Genomic DNA, 2,671 nt, shown 5'->3' with positions numbered 1-2,671 from the left:
GCGCAGGAGCGAACTGCTCGCGGCAGGGCCACGGCCACCAAGCGAAAGGAGCCTGTGATCGAGTGGGCGCGGACTGTACCGATCGCACTGCGACGCGTGAGCTGTGCCGAGCTGGAATCGTCGGTGATTCGCTGGTGGAACACGTCGATGGAACGCCAGGCGGATTCCGATGCTCTGCCGACCGACGAGATGATGCCCCGGATGAAGGTCAATCATCTGCGCCACCAGTGCTCCAACTACGAGCGCCTGTTGGATCGCCGCGCCAAGGAGCCGGGCGTTGTCGAGGCACGTTGGATCGTCCGTGAGCGCATCTACGCCGCCATCGCAAAAGCCTATCCGGACCTCGCGAGCGAGGCCGCAGCTCAGCTCGCACGGCGACGTGCAGAAGACCCCCATGCAGCGGATCGATACCCTCCTCATGCCTGAATCCCACCTGATTGTGATTGACTTCGAATGCACATGCTCGGATGAAGGCACGCCGGCGTCGGAGAAGGTTCTGCCGGACGCCATGGAGATCATCGAGATCGTGGCGGTGATCGCCAACTTTCAGGGCGAGGTTGTAGACCGCTTCGGTCGCTTCGTGCGTCCGGCCGAGCGCCCTACCCTCACCGAGTTTTGCCATAGCCTGACGGCGATCAAGCAGGCGGACCTCGATACAGCAGACTCGCTCAGCTCAGTTCTGGCTGAGCTGGACCGCTGGCTCGGATCCAGCCGAGCCATGCTCGAAGGGTGGGGCAGCTGGGGCGCCTTCGACCATCGCCAGCTCCAGCGTGAATGCGCTCGCAAGGGGCTCGCGAATCCGCTGGCGTCGCTCCTCCACACCAATTTGAAGGACCGGTTTGCAAAGCGGCTCGGGATCAAGCAGGTAGGGATGGCCAAGGCCCTTCAGCTTGCTGACCTGCCCCTGCTGGGTGCGCACCATCGCGGCATGGACGACTCGTTGAACATTGCGAGATTGATTCCGCATTCGCTGGGTCTTTAGCCAAAATCATCGCTGCTAGTTCGCAGGAAACCCACGCGCGCACCCCGCGCCTGGGCTCCGGAACGCACTCGCTTACAGCGAGGCCTTCAGCACAGATGAGGGCTTGAATCCTACCGTCTTCGACGCCTTGATCTTCACCGTCGCGCCGGTCTGCGGGTTGCGGCCAGTGCGTGCAGCGCGCTTCTTCACCTTGAAGCTGCCGAAGCCGAACAGCGATACCTCACCTTCCTTCTTGATGCCCTTGGCGATCGTCGCAAAAACCGTGGCCACGATGCGCTCGGCTTCAGCCTTGGAAATTTCGTGAGCTTCAGCTACGACTTCAATCAGGTCCTTCTTTTTCATCGGGTGACTTCCCTTGAACTGTGCGGCGAATTCCGCCGACGCGTATGACAGCCGGCAAGGGGAAGCGGGTCAAGCTGGTTGACACCGAGTGGTGCGCGAAATCTCAACGAAACCGACTCCAATCTGAAAGTGGGTGACATCTAAGTTCTCTATCGTGGTCGTGTGTCCCCCGATATCCGAGAGGCCGATGAGCACCGAAGCCGCGCTGTTTACCGCAAACGACACAGACCGAACCAAATACATCGCCGTGCCAGAGCGCGCGGTCCGACACCTGGTCGGCCATCCAAACCCTTGGCGCCTATGCTCTGACGAGGCACCTTCCATGCCGGCGGACATCGCGGATCGCGTCGTATCGTGGGTGAATCCGGAGTTGCGTCGGATTGCTATCGCACCGGCCACCAAGGTCGGCCTTCTGCAGTCCAACGACGACAGCTTCGCCAGCGTGTTCGGACTCGACGGCCTCGAGGGCGACCGCCCCGGCTCCGTCGGTCGTGTCGTGCTCGATGCATCGCTGCTGGAGAGCCTGCCTGATCGCTGGCGCCCCCAGTTCCTCAGGGCGCTGAACAGCGGTGGTGACCACCATGACAATGATTGAAGAAGCGCCCAACCGGGTCCAGATCACTCGCGGGTTCGCCATTCCTGAATCTGCTGGGGAGGCCACCGACAAGTGGAGCGCTGCACGTGACCAGCTCCAGAACGCTCACTTCTCGCTGGTATCAACGCTCGCGGCCGTCATAGAAAGCTGCCCGGAGGCCATCGATGCCGAAATCACGAACCGTTTGGCCGGCGCCGCGCTTAAAGCCCGGCGTGAAGCGCTGGCGCGGCAACGCGCGGAGTAGATGCGCCGACCCAACTTGGCATCGCAACGCCGGCTGAGACAATTGCCGGATGAGCAGAAGCCTCTTCACAGACGAACAGCAGACCGTCGCCAACCACGGTGACGGCCATGCTCTGATCAGCGCCGTCGCTGGCAGCGGCAAGACCACGACCCTCGTCGAACGCATCGCGCGCCTCGTCGAGGGCGGCGCGCAGCCCAGCCGCATCCTCTGCCTGCAGTTCGGCAAAGCCGCCCAGACGGAGTTCCAGTCGCGCCTCGCCAAGCGCCTGCCTGGCGAGCAGCCGAAGGTCCGCACCTATCACTCACTGGCGCTCGCCTTTCTCCAGCACTTCGTTCGGCGCGGCGAACTGCCTGACGCGCACATTGAGGCGAGCGAGGGCTTCTGGGAAGCGCGAGCACGGCAAACATTTCAGCCCATGTGGGCCAAGGTCTTCCGAGGTATGCGCCCGGGCGCCGATGTGTTCCAAGAGTTTCTGGGCTTCGTGACGCGCGCGAAAGCGACGCTCGCG

At 62.7% G+C, this 2,671-nt stretch carries 6 protein-coding genes; 5 read left to right on the top strand and 1 reads right to left on the bottom strand.

Annotated features, from left to right (window positions below):
• On the top strand, positions 1-426 hold a 426-nt coding region (locus tag ACIQ7H_RS22270), incomplete at its 5' end, for a hypothetical protein (protein WP_395795701.1).
• A complete protein-coding gene (locus ACIQ7H_RS22265; RefSeq protein WP_395795699.1) occupies positions 395-982 on the top strand; it encodes an exonuclease domain-containing protein in 588 nt (195 codons plus the stop codon). The genes ACIQ7H_RS22270 and ACIQ7H_RS22265, both read left to right, overlap by 32 nt.
• Before the next feature lie 72 nt (positions 983-1,054).
• Here the strand turns inward: ACIQ7H_RS22265 and ACIQ7H_RS22260 are convergent, their stop codons facing one another.
• Positions 1,055-1,324, bottom strand: coding sequence for an HU family DNA-binding protein (locus ACIQ7H_RS22260; protein ID WP_395795697.1), 270 nt, complete (start codon positions 1,322-1,324; stop codon positions 1,055-1,057).
• 187 nt (positions 1,325-1,511) lie between these two features.
• Between ACIQ7H_RS22260 and ACIQ7H_RS22255 the strand changes: the two genes are divergently transcribed.
• From ACIQ7H_RS22255 to ACIQ7H_RS22245, 3 genes are all read left to right on the top strand, one after another.
• A complete protein-coding gene (locus tag ACIQ7H_RS22255; RefSeq protein ID WP_395795695.1) occupies positions 1,512-1,919 on the top strand; it encodes a hypothetical protein in 408 nt (135 codons plus the stop codon).
• Positions 1,906-2,163, top strand: coding sequence for a hypothetical protein (locus ACIQ7H_RS22250; protein WP_395795693.1), 258 nt, complete (start codon positions 1,906-1,908; stop codon positions 2,161-2,163). Before ACIQ7H_RS22255 ends, ACIQ7H_RS22250 begins: the two co-directional genes overlap by 14 nt.
• 49 nt (positions 2,164-2,212) lie before the next feature.
• A partial coding sequence (locus ACIQ7H_RS22245; protein WP_395795691.1) for a UvrD-helicase domain-containing protein occupies positions 2,213-2,671 on the top strand: 459 nt, incomplete at its 3' end.

The sequence above is a fragment of the Aquimonas sp. genome (assembly GCF_044377145.1).
Classification (GTDB): domain Bacteria; phylum Pseudomonadota; class Gammaproteobacteria; order Xanthomonadales; family Xanthomonadaceae; genus Aquimonas.
This window is presented reverse-complemented; position numbering and strand designations above follow the sequence as displayed.

Bases quoted from the DNA above. Each gene is read 5' to 3' on its own strand.
- ACIQ7H_RS22265 (WP_395795699.1), top strand. From the start codon at position 395: ATGCAGCGGATCGATACCCTCCTCATGCCTGAATCCCACCTGATTGTG.
- ACIQ7H_RS22260 (WP_395795697.1), bottom strand. From the start codon at position 1,324: ATGAAAAAGAAGGACCTGATTGAAGTCGTAGCTGAAGCTCACGAAATT.
- ACIQ7H_RS22255 (WP_395795695.1), top strand. From the start codon at position 1,512: ATGAGCACCGAAGCCGCGCTGTTTACCGCAAACGACACAGACCGAACC.
- ACIQ7H_RS22250 (WP_395795693.1), top strand. From the start codon at position 1,906: ATGACAATGATTGAAGAAGCGCCCAACCGGGTCCAGATCACTCGCGGG.